This is a genomic window from Tamlana carrageenivorans (assembly GCF_002893765.1).
GTDB classification, from domain to species: Bacteria; Bacteroidota; Bacteroidia; order Flavobacteriales; family Flavobacteriaceae; genus Pseudotamlana; species Pseudotamlana carrageenivorans.
In genome coordinates, this window is sequence record NZ_CP025938.1 from 1,964,713 (window position 1) to 1,986,060 (window position 21,348).

At 35.9% G+C, this 21,348-nt stretch carries 17 protein-coding genes; 3 read left to right on the forward strand and 14 right to left on the reverse strand.

Going from position 1 to position 21,348, the window contains the following annotated elements; translation table 11 throughout:
* Positions 1 to 332: 332 nt before the first annotated feature.
* Both C1A40_RS08690 and C1A40_RS08695 read right to left on the reverse strand, forming a co-directional pair.
* Positions 333 to 1,940 carry a 4Fe-4S binding protein gene (locus C1A40_RS08690; protein WP_102995561.1) on the reverse strand — a complete coding sequence of 536 codons (1,608 nt, stop codon included), beginning with the start codon at positions 1,938 to 1,940 and terminating at the stop codon, positions 333 to 335.
* Positions 1,941 to 1,949: 9 nt separating this feature from the next.
* Complete coding sequence (locus tag C1A40_RS08695) at positions 1,950 to 3,257, reverse strand: NAD(P)/FAD-dependent oxidoreductase (protein WP_102995562.1); 1,308 nt, start codon at positions 3,255 to 3,257, stop codon at positions 1,950 to 1,952.
* Positions 3,258 to 3,537: 280 nt separating this feature from the next.
* On the opposite strand from C1A40_RS08695, the gene C1A40_RS08700 reads away from it, so the two are divergent.
* Complete coding sequence (locus tag C1A40_RS08700; protein ID WP_102995563.1) at positions 3,538 to 4,272, forward strand: metallophosphoesterase family protein; 735 nt, start codon at positions 3,538 to 3,540, stop codon at positions 4,270 to 4,272.
* Between the two features lie 2 nt (positions 4,273 to 4,274).
* On the opposite strand, the gene C1A40_RS08705 is transcribed toward C1A40_RS08700, so the two are convergent.
* The 6 genes from C1A40_RS08705 to C1A40_RS08730 form a co-directional block, all read right to left on the reverse strand.
* Complete coding sequence (locus C1A40_RS08705) at positions 4,275 to 5,789, reverse strand: carboxypeptidase-like regulatory domain-containing protein (protein ID WP_102995564.1); 1,515 nt, start codon at positions 5,787 to 5,789, stop codon at positions 4,275 to 4,277.
* Positions 5,790 to 5,863: 74 nt separating this feature from the next.
* Entirely contained in the window at positions 5,864 to 6,574 is a 711-nt protein-coding gene (locus C1A40_RS08710) for a TIGR04283 family arsenosugar biosynthesis glycosyltransferase (protein WP_102995565.1), read from the reverse strand.
* Positions 6,567 to 7,319, reverse strand: a complete 753-nt coding sequence (locus tag C1A40_RS08715) for a DUF547 domain-containing protein (protein ID WP_241910515.1) — start codon at positions 7,317 to 7,319, stop codon at positions 6,567 to 6,569. Before C1A40_RS08715 ends, C1A40_RS08710 begins: the two co-directional genes overlap by 8 nt.
* Positions 7,320 to 7,323: 4 nt before the next feature.
* Positions 7,324 to 8,226 (reverse strand): sterol desaturase family protein, encoded by a 903-nt coding sequence (locus C1A40_RS08720; RefSeq protein WP_102995567.1) that lies wholly within the window; start codon positions 8,224 to 8,226, stop codon positions 7,324 to 7,326.
* 160 nt (positions 8,227 to 8,386) lie between these two features.
* Positions 8,387 to 9,355, reverse strand: a complete 969-nt coding sequence (gene arsM, locus C1A40_RS08725; protein ID WP_102997177.1) for an arsenosugar biosynthesis arsenite methyltransferase ArsM — start codon at positions 9,353 to 9,355, stop codon at positions 8,387 to 8,389.
* Between the two features lie 132 nt (positions 9,356 to 9,487).
* Complete coding sequence (locus C1A40_RS08730) at positions 9,488 to 10,300, reverse strand: purine-nucleoside phosphorylase (RefSeq protein WP_102995568.1); 813 nt, start codon at positions 10,298 to 10,300, stop codon at positions 9,488 to 9,490.
* A gap of 190 nt (positions 10,301 to 10,490) precedes the next feature.
* On the opposite strand from C1A40_RS08730, the gene C1A40_RS08735 reads away from it, so the two are divergent.
* Together C1A40_RS08735 and C1A40_RS08740 are read left to right on the forward strand one after the other, a co-directional pair.
* Positions 10,491 to 11,405 carry a serine hydrolase gene (locus tag C1A40_RS08735; protein ID WP_102995569.1) on the forward strand — a complete coding sequence of 305 codons (915 nt, stop codon included), beginning with the start codon at positions 10,491 to 10,493 and terminating at the stop codon, positions 11,403 to 11,405.
* Positions 11,406 to 11,416: 11 nt separating this feature from the next.
* Entirely contained in the window at positions 11,417 to 14,233 is a 2,817-nt protein-coding gene (locus C1A40_RS08740) for an Npt1/Npt2 family nucleotide transporter (protein ID WP_102995570.1), read from the forward strand.
* A gap of 123 nt (positions 14,234 to 14,356) precedes the next feature.
* Here C1A40_RS08740 and C1A40_RS08745 read toward each other — a convergent pair whose 3' ends face one another.
* The 6 genes from C1A40_RS08745 to C1A40_RS08770 all read right to left on the reverse strand — a co-directional run bounded on the left by C1A40_RS08745 (position 14,357) and on the right by C1A40_RS08770 (position 21,269).
* Positions 14,357 to 15,604: a serine hydrolase gene (locus tag C1A40_RS08745; RefSeq protein WP_102997178.1), complete on the reverse strand. Its 1,248-nt coding sequence runs from the start codon at positions 15,602 to 15,604 to the stop codon at positions 14,357 to 14,359.
* A gap of 4 nt (positions 15,605 to 15,608) precedes the next feature.
* On the reverse strand, positions 15,609 to 18,530 hold the full coding sequence (locus C1A40_RS08750; protein WP_241910516.1) for a PEP/pyruvate-binding domain-containing protein: 2,922 nt from the start codon (positions 18,528 to 18,530) through the stop codon (positions 15,609 to 15,611).
* 141 nt (positions 18,531 to 18,671) lie between these two features.
* Positions 18,672 to 19,280 carry a TIGR04282 family arsenosugar biosynthesis glycosyltransferase gene (locus C1A40_RS08755; protein WP_158651327.1) on the reverse strand — a complete coding sequence of 203 codons (609 nt, stop codon included), beginning with the start codon at positions 19,278 to 19,280 and terminating at the stop codon, positions 18,672 to 18,674.
* Complete coding sequence (locus tag C1A40_RS08760; protein ID WP_102995572.1) at positions 19,273 to 19,770, reverse strand: rhodanese-like domain-containing protein; 498 nt, start codon at positions 19,768 to 19,770, stop codon at positions 19,273 to 19,275. Before C1A40_RS08760 ends, C1A40_RS08755 begins: the two co-directional genes overlap by 8 nt.
* A gap of 41 nt (positions 19,771 to 19,811) precedes the next feature.
* The gene (gene arsS / locus C1A40_RS08765) at positions 19,812 to 20,867 is read right to left on the reverse strand and encodes an arsenosugar biosynthesis radical SAM (seleno)protein ArsS (protein ID WP_102995573.1); all 1,056 of its coding nucleotides are present in this window, start codon (positions 20,865 to 20,867) and stop codon (positions 19,812 to 19,814) included.
* Positions 20,868 to 20,933: 66 nt separating this feature from the next.
* Positions 20,934 to 21,269, reverse strand: a complete 336-nt coding sequence (locus C1A40_RS08770) for an arsenosugar biosynthesis-associated peroxidase-like protein (RefSeq protein ID WP_067147219.1) — start codon at positions 21,267 to 21,269, stop codon at positions 20,934 to 20,936.
* Positions 21,270 to 21,348 lie beyond the last annotated feature (79 nt).

The window sequence follows — 21,348 nt, forward strand, 5'->3', positions numbered from 1 at the left end:
TAGCGGTTTTTTTTAGAGATTCACAGGGTAATTTAGGGAGGCATTACTCAGTGTGCCTTTGTGAGTCTCTGTGTTTCTCCGTGTAATAATAGTTTTAAAACAGAGATTCATAGAGTTTTCACAGAGATATTTAAGAAGAAGCTTCTCTGTGTGTCCCTGTGTATCTCCGAGCAACTTCGTGTAATAATAGGTTTAATACAGAGAATCACAGAGTTTTCGCAGAGATTTCACAGAGATATTTAAGGAGTAACTCCTCTGTGTGTCTTTGTGTATCTCAGTGTGTTTCCGTGTAATAATAGTTGTGTTGCAAAAATCACGAGTATAACAACCAACTAGAATGACTTACTATTCACATAATCCATCAAATCCACATCATTCCCGAGTAAAACATCATTAGAATTGATACGTTCCTTCATGCTGTCGTTTTCAAGTTTTAAAACACCTCTCGGACAAACAGCAGCGCAAATACCGCAGCCCACACAACTTGAACGTACAATGTTTTCGCCTTTTTGGGCATAGGCACGTACATCAATACCCATCTCACAATAGGTGGAGCAATTTCCGCAGGATATACATTGTCCGCCATTGGTGGTAATTCTAAATTTTGAGAACATCCGTTGCTGAAATCCTAATACAGCCGCCATCGGGCAACCAAATCGGCACCAAACACGGTTTCCTAGAATAGGGTAGAAGCCCGTACCAATGACCCCCGAAAAAATAGATCCAATATACAAGCCGTAGGCAGAGCGTAGGACGCTAGATTTTACAAAGAACAGACGTTCACTCGTACCTGTGTAATGCATGATAAACAGCGCAGCGATAATAACAAAGAAGCCTAATGCTCCATAATTAGCGTCTTTACCCAATTCATGGCGCTTAAAAATCAAAGTTAGGGCAAATACAAGGGTTAATAAGCCGCCAACTCCTAATAGGAACGTAGATTTGGTTAGCCAATATTTTGTGGAGTCATGACCTAAATAACTGTAAATAACAGCTGTTGTCATAATTACAGAAAAAACTAAAACAACATGAATTAACCAGCGTTCCAATTTCCAAGCCGATAATTTTTTACTGCTTAATTGTCTGAAGGGATCTCCAGCAGTTTCTGCTAATCCGCCGCAACCACAAACCCATGAGCAGTACCAACGTTTTCCATATTTATAAGTAAGAAAAGGCGAAATGATAAATATGGAAAGTATACCAAAAATTAAAAGTGCTAGCCCAAGGTTTCCTGAATTTATAAAGCCGTTTACCGACCAGCGGTCAAATAAATAATAGTTAAGCGGCCACATACTTTTTATATCATAGTAAGGTAAGTTGTATTCTGGGCTTTCGTTTAATCGGGCCATAAATTCAGGAATTAAAAAGGCGAAGCCCAACTGAAAAAACATCACAGAAACCGTACGCAGTTGTTGATACCGATTATGACGGTATTTTAAAATAAACTTATATCCGAATATTAAAATAGCGAGTGTGTAAAGGGTGCCATAAACAAACCATTGACTCGCTGGTCGACCGCTTAACAGAAAGCTTAAAGGATCGAAAAGGGCTATGAGTCCGGTATTAGCTTCTCCCGAACTTCCTTGTCCTAAATACTGCGGAAAAAAATACAACACCAAATAAAATCCGGTTAACACGATGCCTAAAATCCAAGCAGTTACACCACGAGAGGTTAAAGATTTAAACCAAACACGATCATTTTTTATACCTTCTAATTTGGTGGTGTATAAACTGTGTGAAAAAAGTAGGGTGCCTGCAGTGATTAAACCCAACGACAGACTTAAACCCAACGTTTTATAAGGAAAATCGGTATTAAAAAGCGCTAGTGCTAAAATGAACAGTCCAACAACGCCTATAAATACGGCGATTTTTTCCTTTGTAGAAAGGCTGAACGTTTCAGAAGGTGTTAACGAAATGCTATGGTGTTGTTTGTCGTTCATGTAGGGATTTTATACTGTTTGCAAGGTCTGGTTATAAGCTGAAAGAATGTCACCTTCGTAGGTTTTATAAAATTCGGGGTCGAAATTGGCTTCAGCTAAGTGATTAATAACAAAATGAACATCTCGCTTTTCGGTGAGCCATTTGTCAAAGGTTTCGTGTCGCATACGAATACCAAAAGTATTGATGCCTAAAAATTGATTGGTATTTTCATGATAAGCTACCGTGATGCATTTGGTGTCATCGTCATGTTTCCAGTGGAAATGCTTTTCGTAATCTGGTTTGCCTTTTTTACCATGAACCCAACCATAAGTTTGATATTCAATATCTAGAAATTTGGCTGAGTTAAACCAATGTCCGGGATTGTAAGCCATACGATTACCGCAAATGGTTTGGGCTAAAGCTTCACCCATCATACGCCCTGTGTACCAAACCGCTTCAACTGGAGGGCGTTGGCCTACAGGTTCTATTTGTTCGGCACAATCGCCAATAGCATAAATATCAGGAATATTGGTTTCTAAAAAACGATTCACTTTAATGCCTTTGTTGGTTTCAATATCAGAATCTTTAACAAAATTGATATTCGGTGAAACACCAGCGGTAAGTCCAACGACGTTACAAGGGATTTCTTCGCCCGTTTCTTCAATAATGACCGATTTAACCTGGCCATTTTCATCAGAAACAATTTCCTTTAAGTTTGTGCCAAGCCGTAAATCGATATGGTGATTTTTAATGTGACGATTAATCATGTCACTTTCGCCCTGTGGTAAAATACCGTTCCAGAAACTTTGTTCTCGCACTAAAAAAGTAACCGGGATGTTTCGCGAATTTAGCATTTCGGCAAGCTCAATGCCTATTAAACCGCCTCCAACAATAACGGCCCTTTTACAGGATTGATTATCGGGAGCATATTTTTCTAAAAGGTCTAAATCTTGTTTGTGGTACAGTCCCATAACGCCTTCCAGGTCTTGTCCTGGCCAACCAAATTTATTGGGCTTGCTTCCGGTGGCTATAATGAGTTTGTCGTAATTTAGAGTTTCGCCATTTTCAAAATACAGCGTTTTTGTGTCGCTTTCAACCTTTTCAACAAAAGCCTTTTTTAATGCTATGCGGTTTTTCTCCCAAAACCAATTTTCATAGGGCTGTGTATGCTTAAAAGTCATGTGGCCCATATAAATGTACATTAATGCGGTTCTGGAGAAAAAATACTCGGTTTCCGAAGAAATGATGGTAATCTTCTTATTAGAAAATTTACGAATATGCCTAGCCGCCGTAACGCCTGCTATGCCATTTCCTATAATTACAACATGTTCTTCCATGGATAAAAAATGCTTGTTTTTTGTGTTTTGAAACTTTTAAAGCCTACTCTAGTATGCTAAAGTTGATTTATGGGTCGTAGATAAAGGTAATAACTTAAAAGTGGACTTCAATTTAGAACTGGTTTAAATTGATAAACCACATTTTTTTGGTTCGTTTCTTCATCAGTGAAAAAAATGAAGCGTTATGCTTTTTACTTAGGACGGGAATTATAATATTTCCTTGACCTTTGCATTTAATATTTTAAAAAGAAACTGTTAGTTTTGCTGAAAACAGATAAACATGAAGCGTACCATTGCTATTGGAGATATTCACGGCGGATTAAGAGCCTTAACCCAGGTGTTAAATAAAGTTGAGGTTAAAGATGAAGATAAACTTATTTTTGTTGGCGATTATGTTGATGGTTGGAGTGAAGCCGCTCAAGTTATTCAGCTTTTAGTCGAACTTTCCGAAAAAGTAACATGTGTATGTATAAAAGGAAATCATGATGTTTGGACTGAAGCCTGGTTGCGTTCTGGAGAGGTGAATCCGGTTTGGTACATGCACGGTGGTAAAGAAACCATGGAAAGCTACGAAGGGTTTTCAGATGAAGAGAAACAGATTCACTTAAACTTTTTTGAAAACATGCCTTTGTATCATTTAGATGATGAAAACCGCTTGTTTCTTCATGCTGGATTTACCTCTGTTAAAGGTGTAGAAGCCGAAATTAATCCAGAATACTTTTACCTAGATCGTACCCTTTGGGAAATGGCACTTACCATGAAGACCGATATTCCTGAAGACGATTCCATTTTTCCTAAACGATTAAAACTTTACAAAGAGATTTATATCGGTCACACGCCTACTACAAATTTCGGTGTTGATGTTCCTATGAATGTACTGAATGTTTGGAATATTGATACAGGGGCCGCTTTTAAAGGTAAAGTAACGGCTTTAAATATCGATACTAAGGCGTTTTATCAAAGTGATAACTTACCCGATTTATATCCAGACGAACCGGGAAGAAACAAGAGTTAGACTTACTCTATACTCTTAAAATCCTTAATGGCTTGGTTAGGTTCAATAACATTATAACCTTTCCAGAACTCAGGGTCGTAAGCAGGTAAGTACACCGGTTTTACTTTAGGTTTTTCGGTAAAGGCATCAAAATCTGCAGTTGTGAGTGCATCGTTATCAAAAATAATTAACTCACTTTTTTCGATATTTGAGACCTCAAAATGCACATCGGTAGACAATTCATTTTGCTTTCTTCTGCCTTTTGTGTTTTTATTTTTTTCAATGATTTTTAACGGACGCTCGATCTCGAATGTGGAGCCATCTTCGCTATCGGCGTATTTTAAATCGTAAGTGCCTTCGTTGTTTTTGGCGTAAATAATGGTGCCTTTTTTAAGGTAATGCCTGTATGAAATGCCTAGTAAATTAAATTTTTTCAAAGGTTTTACATTTTCATAATCTAAGCGTACAATGGCAAAATCGTCAACGTTTACATAAATAACACCTTTGTAATCTTCGCTGCGTTTGGGATTAAAACGTATTTTATAAACGAAATTGTCGTTTAAAAAGCTGTAATCTTCTAGTTTAAATTCGTAACGGTTGGATTTGCTAAGAAAGTTAAAATCGCTGTCTTCAAAAATAAAGCTTTCGCGCTGTAAGTTGGATATGGCAGATTTTCTATATTTTAAAAAGTATTCTTTACGCTCTTTTTCTTTTTTCTTTTCTGCTTCTAGCAAGGCATCTGTTTTGGCGACTTGGTCGTTGTCAATGGTATCAAAAAAGGTTGTGTCCATATCACTCTTAGTTCCAAAAAAGCCATATTTTATTTTAAAGTAAGAATCGCGTTTTATATGTTTTTTTAAAATGTTATTAAACTTTTCTTCGTAAGCCTCAAAAGTAACCTCATTGCTTTTGTCGTATAAATGGGAGGCTTTAATAATGTCTAATTTCTGCTCGCTTTTAATCCCCGATTTACCATAAATATCGGCTAAGATTTCGGTGTAATCATCGGCATTTTTAGGTAAGTCTGATAATACGCTGTCTACAAATTGTTGGTTGAGTTCGGGAATGCTTGATTTTTTAATCTCGACGTCGTTTTTTAAAATATGATTAAAGTTAGAAGCTCGATAAAAAAGTCTGCTTTTAATAGGGTTGTGGTTGTAATTACTTTCTAAGTTTTCGTTTATTTTTTCAATGATTTCCTCGGCAGAGTAATTTTTATTAGACACCAATACTTCTTCGAGTTCGATGGATTTTTCACTTAATAGAATGATGGTATCTTGAAAATCTTCAATCAAATACTGTTTCGTTTCATAACCAAGAGACCTGATTTTTAAGGAATCGGTTTTTGATGGTTTTTTAGTTAAATACAGTAAAAAATCGCCGTTTTCATTACTAATAACACCCGCTTTTTCGTTTACAGAAATCGTGGCGTATGGAATGGGTTTTTTTGAAACCGAATCTAATATTTTAGCTTGTATGGCTTCTTGGGCTTGCAGAAAAAAAGGGGTTATAAAAATTAAAATATAAAGGTGTTTCATGAAGTTCGTTTTTATAAATGTATAACGAATAACACACACCTTTGTAACATTTAATTTTTTATTAAGGAAATTTATTATATTTTAATATTTACATGTTTTTTATAATAGTTGTGTAAATCTTGGGCAGAAGCGCCAAACCACTTTTTTACATAAATGGACCAATATAAATATTGAAGTTTCCAAACACCGTGTTTATTATAGCAACGGGCCGATGTTTTTAAGGGTTTATTAATCACTACAAACTGCTTTCGAGCAAAGAGTTCATTAATCAAGATATTGTCTTCGTAAATGATATAATTTTCATCATAGCCACCAATCTCATCAAAAAGGGATTTGGTAATAAACTGACTTTGGTCGCCACCACGACAAGCGCGCCAGTTAAATTGGGTGAGCCAACCTGCTAATTGTAACCACCAATGGTTGCTGTCAAATTTCATTCTAAAACAACCTGCGGCATGGCCTTTTTCTACTTCATTAATAATAAGTTCGTCGAAGTTTTTAGGCGGAAAAGAATCGGCGTGAAGGAAGTAAAGAATATCGCCCGTGGCCTGTTTGGCTCCATAATTCATCTGCTTGGCACGGCCTTTTTCAGAGTTTAGTAAGCGTATTTTTTTATGAGTTAATGCCGAAACTAACTTAGGAGTTTCATCGGTACTGCCACCATCAACCACTATAATTTCAGCAATGTTTTCCGCGGAAGCGTTATCTAAAAGCAGTTTTAGTAGCTTCTGGATAAAAGGCGCTTCATTTAAAGCCGGAATTATAATCGAAATTTGTTTACTCATTGAGTTTCCAAATATAGCTTTTATATTGAATTTTCGCTTTCGCGGAAATGGGTACAGTTGTATATTGGTTTATAAAATCGATTAACGTGCCGTTTTGCTTGAAATCGTTTGTAAACCACTGGAATATTTTTGAAAGTTCTAAGTCGTTTTCTGAAATGCTATTCTTTGTTGAATCATTTAGGAAATCTGTAGCCGCTTGATTTAGCTGAAGCTTTAATTTGGAAGCTATAAAAGCGCTATTTTGTAGTTTCGGACACGATACTGCGGCACACACAATCGCGAAATGTATGCGTGGCTCGTCCATTTTTATTAAGATTTTATGTTCAATATCATGAAGGTTGTAAGTATCTCCACCAAGCGTCCATAGTTTTTGTTTCCACGGATGTTTAATGTCTTTAATGCTTTCAATAGGGTAGTTTCTAATAATAAGATCTATGGTCAAAGCATTGTAAGCGTTTATCCAGTAGGCTAGTTTTTCTTCGCGACTCCATTCCGACTGAGGTGTATTTTTACCAAGCTGGTTGATGTAATCTTGTAATTTTTTTTCATCCTTTATAAAGCCTTTATAATTCACCTTACCTTGGTTTGATACATGTTTTTGAAGTAAATCATGCCATAAACGATGATTAAAATACTTTCGATTTTCGGTTGAAACCGTGTTTGTTTTGGAAGTTATATCTGGGGTTTGTAAAGAAAAACAAGCCATTGTCGATACTAAACAAATCCAAAAAATGAACCATTTCATACGCTTATTTTTTTGTTTTTTGTGCTGAAGCATCGCTTATGTAAAGCTCCTGATTGATGAAGTTTTTTGGGAAATTTTCATCACCTTCAAAACCCAGTTCAATGTCTTTTCCACTATGTGGTAAGTACTTCGTTTTAAAAAGATAGTCCCAAATGCTTAAGGTGAGGCCGTAGTTCATACCATATTTTAAATGTTTTGGTAAGGATTTCGCATGATGCCAAATGTGCATTTTAGGGTTGTTCAAAATGTATTTTAAAACACCATAATCCCAGCCCAGATTGGCGTGATTTAAGTGTCCAATAACAATACTGAAAAAATATACAAAAGCAACATCTTTGGAGCTGTAGTTCCCTATAAGAGCCAATGGAATATAAAGCAACGATTTATATACAATGGGCTCCATCCAGTGGTAGCGTAAATGTGCCGCAAAGCCCATTTCTTTCACCGAATGATGTACTTTATGAAAATTCCATAGCCATGGGACGCGGTGTAGTAGGCGATGGGTATTCCATTGAATAAAATCGGAAACCAGAAAGAATATTAATAAGCCTAACCAGGTTGGTAATTGGTTAACATCGAAAATTTGAAAACTGGAGAGGGAAAGTCCCAAAGTGCCCAAAAGATCGTTAAATAGTTCGGCTGCCGTATTGGATAAGGCTATTAAAATAATAAGATTTAATAGAAAAAAATTGAAGAACATATAAAACGTATCCAACCAAAAATCTTTCCTGAAAATCGATTGATTTTTACGCCAAGGAAACAGCATTTCCAAACCCCAAACGATTAATGAAATGATGATTAAACCATAAAAATAATTATCCCAATGAGGCGGGAATTGCACCTCGTGTTTAAGGTAATTCCAGTATCCTGAATAGGCTTTTTTTATGATGTTAATGTATTTTTCCATCCCAGTTCCCGCGTGGTCGGGGATATTTTTGATTGTTGTTGAGGTTGTAAAAACTTAGTAAACCTTGTTTTAATTCAAAAAACGCTTTTAAAAATAGTTTGCCTAGTACTTCCGATGGTGTTTTTCATTTCAATTTATGAGATTCCTGCTTTCGCAGGAATTAGCAACACCCGCCACCATCATAATGAAAAGTCGACGGACTAATAAAAATATCATCTCTGTTTAAACTTTCTAGAGCGGCAGCCGTTTTATCGCAAATGGCTAAAGGCTGATTTTTAAGTAAAACATGACCTTTTTTATCATCAAAATAATCGGATTCACCATAGTAAATAGCGGCTTTACCCGTAAAAACACATGGTCCATCTTCTGGCATAGGGTCTTTTATAGCGGCTACTTCAATGGATTCGATATAAATTAATTCGTTAGTCGGATAATTTTTAGGATCGAGAATTCGGTAAGGTTTTCTAGCGCGAATTTCAATGGTGCCAAAGCCAGCATCTGTTAATGCTTTTACATATTCAGCAATAGGTAAACTTCCGCTTAAGCATAACGCTCGTAACCTTTCATCGTTTCTTAACGCTTCATTCATAGGTTGTTCACAAGTAGGATCACTCATAACCAAACGTCCATGTGGTTTTAAAACGCGGTACATTTCGGCAATGGCTTGCTTTAAATCTTCAGCTTTAAAAATATTAAACAAACAGTTTTGTGCGGCAACGTCTATGCTGTTATCTTCTACCGGAAGATTCATGGCGTCCCCTTTTTTAAGGTCTACAAATTCACTTTTAAACCAAGGATTTTGCGCTTCAGCTTCTTTAAAGTTTTTTCTAGATGCTTCAAGCATTTCATCGACAACATCAATACCAATAACGCCGTTTTTCTGACGATTAAAATAGGCAAATTGTAATAGTTCCATACCGCCTCCAACACCAACATAAAGCATTTTTGGGTTGTTGGTTAAATCGCGAGCATGCACAGTAGAACCACAACCATAATTCATCTCCTGCATGATTTTAGGGATTTTTAATCCTGGTAATTCCCAAATAGGGTTTGTAGTACAGCATAAACCAACATCTGGAGTTAATGCGGCTTCTTTGTAGACGTTGTGGGTGGTTTCTAAATAACTCATTTTTTCGTTGTTGTTTTTAGTTGTTGGTTTGAACTTGTTAATAATCAATAGTCAATAATCAACAGTCAGAGGTCAATAGTCAAAGGTCAACACTCAACACTCAACAGTCAAAGGTCAACACTCAACGAGATCCTAAAGACTCTTTATTAGCTCCTTAAATAGGGTGATCATATCTGGTTCGGCTTTATGTGCCATGGCAATAATGTCTTCAATATTTACAGGTTCTAAGTGGTCTGGGTCGCATTCATCGGTTAAAACTGACACGGCAGCTACTTTTAATTTTAAATGATTGGCAACAATTATTTCTGGAACCGTACTCATTCCAACGGCATCGGCACCAATAATTTTTAGCATACGGTATTCGGCGCGCGTTTCTAATTGCGGACCAACAACACTCGAATAAACACCTTGGTGTAGATTAATGTTGTGAGCCTTAGCGATATTTTTAAATTTGGTGTTTATTTCTGCATTATAAGGAGCGCTCATATCAACAAAACGTTCGCCCATTTTTTCTACCCCATTAAAAGCAAGAGGTGAACTGCCTTGTAAATTGATGTGGTCTTCAATAAGCATAATGTCTCCCTTTTTGAAGTTTAAGTTTATCGCTCCAGCAGCATTTGATACTAAAAGGGTATGAATGCCTAGTTTTTCCATAATACGAACCGGATAGGTTACGTCTTGTAAAGTATAGCCTTCATACAAATGAAAACGTCCTTGCATAACCACCACTTTTTTGCCTTCGAGCATTCCGAAAATTAATTTTCCTTTGTGAAACTCTACCGTTGCAGTTGGGAAATAGGGTATGTGGTTATAACTTATTTCTTTAATAATGTCAATTTCATTAATCAATTGGCCTAATCCTGTGCCCAGAATAATGCCAATTTCTGGTTTGTCAAAGCCTTTTTCTATTAAATATTCGGTTGTTTTTTCTATTTGATTAATCATAAAATAATCTTTTTAATTGTTTCTTGGTTTTGCGATTTCATGCTTTTGTGATTCAAGAAAAACTTAAATCTACTTGTTTTGTGACTGCGAAAAAGCCTTTCGAGGTGTATTTTGTTTTATATTTGTTAGTAACGGGTGCAGATACAAAAATTGTATGATGCGCTAATAGTTTAATTAAATACCTATTGGTATGAAAACTTTAAAATCTAAATTTGTTTTATCTATCCTGTTTTTCGCGGTTGTTACGATAGCATGGTCGCAAAACACCCTACCCATCCATAAAGCTGAAGTTACAGAATTAAACACCAACAAATGTAAGGCTCTTGAGAAGAATTTAAAAGCAGAGTTATCCAAAAATAGTAAATGGAAATCACTTATAGCCAATAAGAAAATGTCTATTGCTGTGGTCGATTTAAGTCAACATGACATAAAATATGCTGGAGTTAATGGAAATAACATGATGTATGCCGCCAGTTTGCCTAAAATTGCTGTTTTATATGCGGTTATTGACGCTATCGATAAAGGAGAGGTTAAAGACACTCCAGAAATCCGTAAAGATTTAAAACTTATGATTGCCAAGTCTAATAACGCTGCATCAACCAGAATGATCGATTTGGTAGGTTATAAAAAGATTGAAGCGGTATTACGTAAAGCGGGAAACTCTTTATATGATCCAGGGACAGGAGGCGGATTATGGGTAGGAAAACGGTATGCAGCAGCAGGAAAGCGCTATCCAGATCCTATTAAAGGGCTAAGTCATGCAGCGACTTCTTATCAAGCAGCAAATTTTTATTACCACCTGGTTTTTGGTAAACTTATAAGCTTTGAGCGTTCTGCCGAAATGTTAGAAATATTAAAAGATCCAGAGTTGGGGCATAAATTTGTGTATACCCTTAGAGATATTGCACCTAATGCTAAACTATATCGTAAATCGGGATCATGGAAAAATTATCATTCCGATTCAGTGCTCGTATGGGGGCCTGAAAGAAGGTATATTTTAGTGGCTTTAATAGAAGATCCTAGAGGGGAAAAAATTGTTAGAAATTTAGTTAAGCCTGTAGAAAAAGTTTTAAAAAATTCGAAAACCTTAAATTGTTCAAAATAAACTAGCATAACATGGTAAAAAGACTGTTTCAGAAAACCTTTCATATTCGAGAAGGTGAATTTAAGATATCCATGTTCATGCAGCTGTATATCTTTCTAGTGATTACAGTGCTGCTTTTGGTTAAGCCTACAATAAATGCCTTATTTTTATCCCGTTTAGGTGCCGAAGAATTACCTAAAGCCTATCTTTTAGTGGCCTTTACCGCGGTTATAACGGCCTTTTTTTATGATAAATCTTTACAGTTTTTTAGCATAAAAAAAATCGCCATAGTCTCTTTAGTCAGTTTTAGTTTATGCTTTTTTTTACTAGCCTATATCTTATATAATAATTTAAGTAACGATTTTATTCTATATGCATATTATTTGAGTGTGGCTATTTTTGGTGTGGTGGTAACCTCTCAATTTTGGATTATCGCCAACATGATATATAACGCTAGGGAGGCTAAACGCTTGTTTGGTTTAATTGGAGCAGGAGCTATTATTGGTGGTATTGTTGGTGGGTATTTAACAACCATTTTATCTCAAACTTTTGGGAGTATTTATGTCATTCTGTTAGCTTCCATATTGTTGTTGTTTTGTATTCCTATCATCATGTGGGTATGGAACCATAGATTGCATAATACTACCGATACAGAAACAGGTAAAACTCAAAAACCGACACCAAAAAAACACCATTCTGCATTAAAACTTATTTCAAGCTCAAAACATTTAACCTATTTGGCTTTAACAGTTGGTGTATCGGTAATCATGGCTAAATTGGTCGATTATCAGTTTAGTGATTTTGCTCAAATAAAAATATCAGACCCTGATGAGTTAGCGTCGTTTTTCGGCTTTTGGTTCTCTACGTTTAATGTGTTGTCTTTGGTTATTCAACTGTTTTTAACCAACCGACTTTTAGCGTGGCTAGGGGTTACCTCTAATTTGTTGTTACTACCCTTGGGGATAGCAGCAGGTTGTTTGTTATTCTTGATCTTTCCTGAATTATGGGTACTTATCCTACTAAAAGGTATGGATGGTAGTTTTAAACAGTCTATTAATAAGGCTGCTGTCGAGCTTTCTATTATGCCAATTCCTTATGAAGACAAAAAACAAGCAAAATCGTTTATTGATGTGGTGGTTGATAGTATCGCTACGGGTATAGCAGGTTGCTTACTTATTTTTATTGTAAAGAAATTAGATTTGCATTCGCATTACATCACTGTCATTATTTTATTCTTTTTGTTTGTTTGGATCATTTTGATCTATCAACTAAAAGGAGCTTATTTCGATACCTTCAAAAAGAATATTTTAAGCGCCATAGGGAGTCATGACATAGATGGTTTGCGAAGCACTAAAAAATCGCTTCATGCGTCGGTTATAAAAATCCTAAATAAAGGTACCGATCAAGAAATCATTTCCTTGTTAGAAAGCCTAGGCGATACCATTGTCGATGTGCATAAGCCTCATATCGTGAAGCTCCTAGATCATCCTTCCAATGAAGTGAAAGCTGCAGCTATAAAAGAAATTTATTTCTTTAAACATGGCGCTGCCGCGGATAAAGTAGCTCAACTTATTGAAACTAACGATGATGCCGAGGTGGTTTATGAAGCCGTGGAATACCTTTTGTTGCATAACCATATTGATGAAGATAAGCTGTTCAAGAAATATTTGGATCATAAGAAACCATATATAGCAGATGCTGCTTTATTATGTTTGGCGGAATTAGCGATTGACAATAAGAAATTGGTTAAAAATTATAATTTGTTTGAACGTATTGATAAACGAATTATCGCCATTAAAAATCCTGATATAGAACATAGTCAAGAAGAAATTGCCGGATTTTTAGTCACCTTAGGTTATGCTCGTAACCCCAAGTTTTTTGATTTTATTACTGACTATTTAAAGTCGGATAACTATTATTTGTTGAAGCATGCTGTTAAGGGAGCTGGGGTATCACTGTATAAACCTTTTATAGGAACTCTTTTAGATTTATTGAAAATTGATGCCATTAGGCCGGCTGTAGTTACCGCATTAAAAAACTTTGGAAATGATGTGCCTAAATATATAATAGAACACGATGTATATAATTCTTTCGATATTAATATAAGAAAGCATTTTCCTAAAGCTATTGCTTCTATTAGAACACAAGACTCTTTAAAAGTTTTAATGCGATTAGCGCTTTCTAGTGATCCATTTATTAGACATGAAGCAGCTAAAACTATGGTTGATTTGCATTTTAAAGAGGGGGGTATTAAAATAGATAAAGAGCGTGTTACTCAAACGGTACTTAGTGAGTGTGGGTATTACCTAGAACATTTGGCTATTGTAAATATACTTCAGGAGTCTACTTTAGTGTCAGATCCTAATAATGCCGAATTAGAAATTAGTCTAGAACAGCTAATTGGCTTATTACGTCTGGAATTAGACTGTAGTATGAATGTGGTTTTCGAAGTGCTAGCTTTAGTACTAAGTGAAGACGATATGGAAATCGCTTATTTCGGTTTAAGAGATGAATCGGAAAGTGTTAAAGTGAATTCTATTGAATTTTTAGACAACTTACTAAGCATTGGTTTGAAGTCTGATTTAATGCCCATAATAGAGTATCATTTTATACAAGAACAAGAAATCAATGCTCTTGCTGAGGTAACAGAAGCCCTAGGAAGTGCTACAAACTGTATCAATAAGCTATTAAAGGATGGTACCATTGACGTGAAAAAGGCGGTGTTAAATTTGGTGGTTCATCTAGATGATATTAAGCCATTTAAAAACGCCTTAAAACAATTAACCCATCATAAAGATGACGTTATTTGTTCTAAGGCGTTGCAGATTTTAGAAGCCAATAAGTCTTAATCTAACTTAAGTTATAACTCAAGGCTGATAACTTGGTTTTTTATTATATTTTTCTGTTAGTATGAGCATCGAAGGTTTTAGTTTGCAATCTCTACTAATCTTGTAAAACAGGCTATGGCGAGATTAAACCTCAGGGTTTATAATCTCGTCAATTTTATTAGCTAAATTAAGGTGTTCCCAAGCCGAATTTTTATTTAAAACATTGGTCATTAAACAAACCATATACTTTTTGCCATTAGGATGTTCTACTATAATTACAGAATTCATATAGTTAAAAACATTCCCTTGGTAGTCGCCACAACTTGGGTTTTTTACACGATCACATTTATAAAAACTTCCGGATTTAAAATAAACAGCGGCATCCTTTAATCTTGGTGATTGCGCATATCTAATACGTCTATCGGTAAGGTAAATAAGGCGTTTCATTTCTAAACTACTTTCCTTGTCGTGGATGTTACCTTGTTCTAATAGGACTAAAAATTTCATTAGTCCTTTAGGTGTAGCACTGCTGCCGTCTTTGCGGCCTACATATTTTGCCGATGCGTGTGTAAACATACCTCCTAATCGCCATTCGTTTTCAGAGATCCCAATGTCTCTTAAAGGTTGGTTTATTACACGGTGAGCGCGGTTTGTGAGTGTGTCATGACGGTTTTCTTTAAAGTAGTTTAAAGCTTCTTCATCGGTAAGTTTGGGGTAGTCTTTTCCAAAATGATTCATAAGCATTACCTCTCTAAAAACTACCGTAGCCGCGCCGTTATTACTTACAGAAACCATGTGATCTAGCCATTCGTATAATGAAAATACATCACTAGCAACTACTTTACGTTTTACCTGATGGTCTTTTTCAATATCATAAACCGGAATGGTATGGTGGTCTCCAGTTCCAAAAATTCCCGAAGCCACACGTTTATCACGCATCAAAGCGGTTCTTTTATCCCATGAGTCTGGATATAATTTTTTTAATTCTGAAAAGAATGCATTTAAAACAACAAGTTTGCCCACACTTCCTGGCTGATAGCCACGGTTCTCGTTGTATGCGGCGTATTTAAGATTGCTCGGATCTGTCATGTCTAAAGCGGTAAGGGAGTAATTACCGTGAGGAATCACTTTTTTTATTTCATTCGAAAACGCCTTATCTTCAACAAGCATATCTTCTGCAGACTCGCCGTTACAGGATACCAAATTGAGTTTAATATCTTCAAGTTTTAAAAGCGCTCCTTTAGGAATTCGGCTATAGCCTTTTTCACTGTTTACGGCTTTTTGCACATAGAGTAATCGGGCTATTCCTGTCGATTCGTAACCGTCAATTGGGTAAATTAGGCTTAAAAAACCAAGAGATACGCCAAGGCCTAAAAATAAAAGTTTTTGCATGGTGTTAAATTTTTGAATTGAGATCAATGTGTTGTTTGTAATCAATTTTTGGTGTAATTGATTTTAGGTATTCAGAACTAGATGCTTTTTTATTCTCAACAAATGGTCGTATTTGAAATAACCAAAGTTTATCATCTTTGAATCCCATTTCCATATCGTACGGACCTCTATAGTCCGAGCCAGTTTGTTCAGGCATTTTTTCACGAACCTGAGCCACCATGTCTCTTACAGACTGCATGTTTTTCTCAGATAAGATAGGCGCTTCAAATGTGGTGTATTCACGTTTGGTACCGCCTGTTTTTGGTAAGCTTAAAAAACTTGGTTCCCTTGAAGGGGATAATAATTGGTTCGAATGACTGGCAACCATTCTTGTTTCTGCCGATTGCCCATCTACAGCACCACCAGCACCTTTACTAAAGGCTATGGTTAAATCATCTTTACCACCAGCATTAATTCCAGTTGTTACTACTACGCCAGAATAATCTACGTTTACACCTGGGATAACAAGAATTGAAGGGAAAACATATTCTGGGTTAAGTAAATATTTTTGACGCCATTTTAAGCTTCTTTCCATATATGGTGATGCCCAAACTTGTTTAATGCCATCAATAATGTTCTTTTCAGAAAGGACATTAAATAAGGTTAAGTTGAGTCCAGCACCGGTAAACTCTTTTAAGTCTTCCATGTTGGTGTCACTTCGTAAAAAAACAGGAGTTTCTCCAATAGGCTTGTTGAAGGCTTTTTTGAAATGCTCACGTAACTGGGCAATAAAATCACGGTTTAAATCCATGTTAATAATAGCTGTTCTTAAAACACTTAGGCGACTAAACTGATAAGCTTCCACTTCATTTTCAGTTTTATTAGCCTTTTTCATGTTTTCACATTCTTGATACGTTTGTTTTAAATATTCCCAATAGGTCATATTTTGTCCCTTCATAGGGTTGTCAAGATGTTTTCTGAAAATTCCAAAAGGAATTACAAAACCTTCAACAACGTGATCAGGAAACATGTGTTTTAATTGTGATAAATTAGCTGCTTTTGGTCCGCAAAGTTTTCCTGAATCGGAAGCATCCACCTCGCGCATATTTAAAATATCGGTTTGATCTAGTTGAATGCGATTTACAGGAACTGTAATTTTATTAGTGCTGCGCTCCACTTTACTGAAAAGGGCTTTTTCTTCGGAAGTCATTTGTTTTTCCGTTTTTAAAAGCACATTCCCTTTTGTAGAAACAGCATAGAATACTTTTTTACCATTGTATTTAGCTAAATCATCTAGGTTACCCTGCGAAAGTGCTGCATTAGGAACCCCTAGGTTTCTTGCAAGTAACTGTACGTGTGAAACCAAGTTGCCTTCAGAAACTGTCATGATACCAGCTACAGGTTTTAAGCCTGAAGGCGGTCTGTTAAATACATAAATTTTATCTTTAGAAAAGTCGATGTTTTCAATAGATCCTTCTACCACTACCAATTCACCATAAGCATAACCAGGGTTTAATCCTCTAATGGTAGCAGGTTTAGAAACACCAATCACTTCATTTTTAATGGATGATTTTTCAGAGATATATTTACCTAAAATAGCCACGCTATTTCCTAAATCTAAGGCTATAGAAGAACGAATTCTATCATCAATAAAACCATAAGCTTTAGGCTCAAACTGCGAGTAAGTTTCAACAGTTTCACTATAAACAGCTTTTACCATACCAGCACTCCATTCTACAATACTTCTAGAGGTTCCTAAAACATCATTTAACTCGGCGATGGTTAAGTGGTTTTTGTCTTTGTATAACGTTAAATTGTGATTGGCTTTGTCGTATTCCCAAGGTTCAATAAGTCCAGTTGCAGCGGCGATGTAGCTTAAGTAATCTATTTTTTCAAGCATGTCACTTAGGTGGCTTGGTTGCCATTCTTGTGAAGTTTGGAAAACTGTTTTTTCAATTTTATTAGAAATATCTAAGGCATAAAGTTTGTCTTTGGCTGAACTTAATGCATCAAAGTGTTTTCTAATATACATCAATACAGAGCCTAATGCAGAAATTTGATCTTTAGCAGAAGCGTTTTCGCTGTAAGCATTCAATAACTCCGTAATTTTAGATTTATGTGTTGAAGAAAGTTTATTTGTTAGGTTTTTAATGTCCTTGATATCAAGAGGTTTGTAGTAATCCTCCATGGTGTTTATCAACGTATTGAACTCCTTTTTTTGGTTTGCAGAAAGTGTCGAACTGTGTTTAGATACATAGTCTTTTACTGAAGCGATATCTCTTTTTTCTGGATTCCCATGAATTTTAATTCTAAGCTTCATAAACGAAGGTACCTCGTTACCTAGAACTTTTGATTCGCTACGCATTTTTTGAGCCAAATTGGTGTCTCCTGAATGCGGAATATCTGTTAAAGACTGCTTTAATAATAAGAAATGTCCTTTGGTGCGTTGGTTGCTTTTTAATAACCATTCGTAAAACTCCAAGCCCCAATTCTGTTCGTCTTCCGATTGCATAGCCCCGCGATAAAATTGTCCGCGTCTGTAAATCCAACCGTCATCTGCATTCTGCAAAAATTTTACAAGTTGGTATTGCTTTAATCGGCTATTGTTGTGTGCTTCATCCCAAAAGGCTTCGTTTTCATTTTGAGCAAGAATATTGGAAAAATATATATGATGATCGTTGCCTAGTTTTTCAACTTCAGTTTTAAGGCTGGCATGTTGAATACCTCCAATATTATCTGGACAAGGATCTTTAGGTTCGCGCATCGTGCCATCGTCGCAATACCATTTTATGCGGTGGTATGGCCCTCTAACATCTTTTTTGTAAGCTTCAATTTGAGATTTAATTTTTTCAATTGGTAAGTCCTGAGCAGTTACAAGCGAACTAAGTCCAAGACAACCCAATACCATGAGTTTGGTTGTTAACTTCTGGAAGGTTGGTAATTTCATATACGAATAAGGGAGTTTATGTTAGTTAAATTAATTTATAATTAAATAAAGATATAAATTTTACAGCACAGAATACATGTAAACATATCACTATTTGCGAATTAGCCTAAGTTTTTGTTTTAATAAGTGAGCTTTACTGTTTTACTTTTCTGAATAAAGCAGCTTTAAAAGGTGCTGATGCGGTTTTAAGTCCTCGAAAGTGTCAATATCGTTTAAAGTTTCTAGTTTTGAGAACGGTATACATTTTTGTGTTAGCTCTTCTAAAGTTACTTCAAGTAGCTGGGTTTGACTCCAAGGTTTGTTTTCGAAGATGCTATTATGCATTTGACTCAAACCAATAAGGTAATACCCGCCATCTTGAGCGGGTCCGAAAACAACTTCAGTTTTTTTGAGTTTTTCTATAGCGTTGTTAAGGTGCTCTTTTGTTAAACTTGGCAAATCCGAACCAATTAAAACCACAGGTTGGTAACCCTGTTTGAAGGCATTTTCGAAAGCATTTTTCATACGATCGCCTAAGTCTTTGCCCTGTTGCGTGGTTTTGTGGGCGTCTTTCCAAAGACTGTTATCTATAGTTTCAGAATACTGTATTGATACATCGGCCATAATATTTTTAGTGGCCTTTTCTGTAATTGTTAGTAAAGCTTGGTAAATCTTAGCAGCCTTCTCATTTCCGATAGTTTTGGCTAATCGTGTTTTAACTTTTCCTGGTTTTACATTTTTAACAAAAACAATAACGAGTGCTTTATTCATAAACTTTAATGCCATTTTTTAACCATTTGCTCCATGATTTTGAAAACGCATGAATGCTATCGGTTTTTTTATTTTGGTTATTATATACTGGCAAGTTGTTGTTTTTCCACTGAAAAATACCGCCGTAAAGATTATTGACATGAATGTATCCGGCCTGTTTAAGCTTGTTGGCTATTTTTTCCGAACGCATTCCTAAAGAGCAATATACTACTAATTCTGTGTCTTTGTCTGGGATTTTTTGTATCACAGAATCTAGACTAAAAGAATGATAGCCAATAAATATAGCGTTTTCAAGGTGGCTAACTTGGTACTCTTTTGGTGTTCTGGAATCTAAAAGCACAAACTTATTGTAATGCTTGGCAAGCGAATCAACATATAAATACGGGATGGTGTTTTGATGGTATTTCTCTAAAAGTTTTTCTAGGGTTTTTTGACCATAAAGAGGTAAGCAGCTAAAAAAACCTACGAAAAAAATGATGGGTAATTTCATGTGTATGAGACTTGTGTTTTAGTTGCTTTTTCCACAGAAATTTAAGTAACCACACCTTGGCAACTGCTTCCTGCTCCAGCTGTACAACCATAACAATGTTGGGAAATCGTAATATGTCTCCCTTCTAACAAGTTTTCATTATAGTCGGAAATATGCTTCACAGGGCTATTCACTGGAAGCTCCAGCATTTGGTTAAAATCGCAATCATATAAAACCCCGTCCCAACTAACAGAAATTGTGTTGGTACACATAACGCTTTTAACGGCTAATGGGTTATAGGCTTCTACTAAGGCGTACATGTAATCTTCATAGTTTTCAGAAGCAACTAGGTAATCTAAAAACCTTGAAATAGGAAGATTTGTAATGGCAAATAGGTGATGAAATTCGATGTTAAAATCTTCTTTTAAAGCCTTTTTGAAATCTTTTTCCAACGACGCTTGATCACCTGGTAAAAACGCGCCTGATGGATTGTAAACCAAATCTAATTTTAGTTCACTGTTAGGTATACCATAACCTATAGCGTTGAGGTCTTTTAAGGCCTGAATGGATTTATCAAAAACCCCATCACCGCGTTGTTTGTCTGTTTTTCCTCGTGTCCAGTGCGGCATCGAACTTACCACGTGTACCTTATGTTTTTTAAAAAATAGAGGCAGGTCGTGGTATTTTTTATTGGCACGAATAATGGTTAGGTTGGAACGCACAATAAAATCTTGGATGCCTGCTTTGGTAGCTTCTTCTACAAACCATCTAAAATTCGGATTCATTTCTGGAGCGCCACCAGTAAGATCTAAAGTATGAGCCCCCGTTTTTTTTATAACATCCAAACACTGTTGCATGGTGTCGCGGGTCATGATTTCCTTGCGGTCTGGACCCGCATCAACATGGCAATGTGCGCAAACTTGGTTGCACATATAGCCTAAATTAATTTGTAGAATTTCTAGTTTTTTTGCTTTTAGAGGATATTGTTGTGTTTCCGAAATTTTAGCCTTAAAGGTAGGTAGTTCACCATTTTGGAAAATTCCGTTAGACAGAATCTTAAGCTGTGCTTCACTTTGCTTTAAAGCGCTTTCTCTTTTGTTTAAAGACTGTATAGGCATTGATGTGTTTAATTTTTAGCGTCGGTTATAAAAAGGCATTGAAATAAAAGTAGTTTGCTAATCAAATTACATTTCCAATTTATTCACCTTGTTCATCATTTGAACCCCATGGACTAAAGTCGCTCCGCTTTTAATAGCAGCGCCTACATGAACGGCTTCCATCATTTCTTCTTTAGTAATGCCGCGCTGTAAGCTATCCTTGGTGTATGCATCGATGCAGTAGGGGCATTGTTCGGTGTGAGAAACGGCTAAAGCGATTAAAGCTTTTTCACGTGCGGTAAGCGCGCCTTCTTCAAAAACTTTTCCGTAGTAATCGAAAAATTTTTCACCTAATGTTTCATTCCATTCACTTATTTTACCAAATTTTTTTAAATCGGCTGGGTCGTAATATGATTTCTGCATGATATTTTATTATGTCTTGGGGTAAATCTATAATTTTAAGTCGATAAGTTACTTTTAACATAACAAAATCCGCTGTAAT